This is a genomic window from Burkholderia sp. LMG 13014 (genome assembly GCF_905232215.1).
Taxonomy (GTDB): domain Bacteria; phylum Pseudomonadota; class Gammaproteobacteria; order Burkholderiales; family Burkholderiaceae; genus Burkholderia.
In genome coordinates, this window is the sequence record NZ_CAJNKE010000979.1 from 1 (window position 1) to 1,415 (window position 1,415).

At 67.5% G+C, this 1,415-nt stretch carries 2 protein-coding genes; both read right to left on the minus strand.

The genetic code is table 11. The annotated features are described in order from the left end of the window. The coding region (locus tag JYJ84_RS36690) for an SAM-dependent methyltransferase (protein WP_205190299.1) at positions 1-843 on the minus strand (843 nt) is incomplete at its 3' end. Between the two features lie 89 nt (positions 844-932). Next, positions 933-1,415: class I SAM-dependent methyltransferase (locus JYJ84_RS36695; protein WP_205190300.1), on the minus strand; the 483-nt coding region annotated here is incomplete at its 5' end.

Consider the following 1,415-nt stretch of genomic DNA (forward strand, 5'->3'; position numbering starts at 1 on the left):
CGGCACGAAGAAGCGTTCGTTCAGCTCAGCGAGCCCGAACATCCCGAGGATCTCGTTCAACCGCTCGCCGGGCCGCCGGCGCGGCAGGTTCTTGTACTGCGCGATGATCAGCTCGTTCTTCATCGAGTGCTCCCAGCCGACCAGCTCGGTCACGCTGACCTGGTAGCCGTGCGCTTCGAGCTGCAGGCAGCGCAGCACGTTGGTGATCTGGCTGCCGAATTCGCGCGTATGCAGCGGATGCCGCCACACTTCCGTCAGCGCGCTCGCGAGCGACTTGCCCTTGTTCCTGCGCAGCACGCCCGCGACTTCCGCCTGGCAGCACGGCACCAGCACGATGTGCTGCGCGCGCTTCGCGAGCGCGAAGCGGATCGCGTCGTCGGTCGCCGTGTCGCACGCGTGCAGCGCAGTGACGACGTCGACCGTTTCAGGCAATTTCGGCGACGTGATCGAATCGGCAACCGACAGGTTCAGGAACGACATGCCGCCGAACCCGAGCCGCGCGGCAAGCTCGGCCGAACGCGTGACCAGCTCCTCGCGGGTCTCGATCCCGTACACGTGCGACGCGAACGCCGGCGTGCCGTGCCCCGGCTGCTGCTTGAAGAACAGGTCGTACAGGATGAAACCGAGATACGACTTGCCGGCGCCGTGATCGACGAGCGTCACGCTGCTGCGGTCGGCCTGCACGCTGGCGAGCAGCGGCTCGATGAACTGGAACAGGTGATAGACCTGTTTCAGCTTGCGGCGGCTGTCCTGGTTCAGCTTGCCGTCGCGGGTGAGGATGTGCAGTTCCTTCAGCAGCTCGACGGACTGCTCAGGACGGATTTCGTGGGTCTTGTTCGACATCGTGAAGCGGCGCCGGGCCTCGGTCGGTCGACCACGGCCCGGCGGCGGGAATTCGTGAGGAATGGCGATAGTTTACCGAAAATGCGCGGTCAGGCTCGTGCGCCGAGCCGCCAGAGCGATGTGACCTCGGCCTGGCGTGCCGCGTGCAGCGGATCGTCGGCATCCATCGACTTCGGATGCGCGGGACGGATGTCGTCGCGGCCGAGCACGACGAGGCCCGCTTCGTCGATCCATTGCATTAGCGTGTCGCGCGGCCGCAGGCCGAGATGCTCGGCGAAATCGGACAGGATCAGCCAGCCTTCGCCGCCGGGCTCGAGGTGCGCGGCGAGCCCCGCGAGGAATCCGCGCAGCATGCGGCTGTCCGGATCGTAGACCGCGTATTCGATCGGTGCGCTCGGCCGGGCCGGCACCCACGGCGGGTTGCAGACCACGAGCGGCGCACGGCCGGCCGGAAACAGGTCGGCTTCGACGATCTCGACGCGCTCCGCATGACCGAGCCGGTCGATGTTCTCGCGCGCACAGGCGAGCGCCCGCGGATCCTGGTCGGTCGCGACGACGCGCGCGACGCCGCG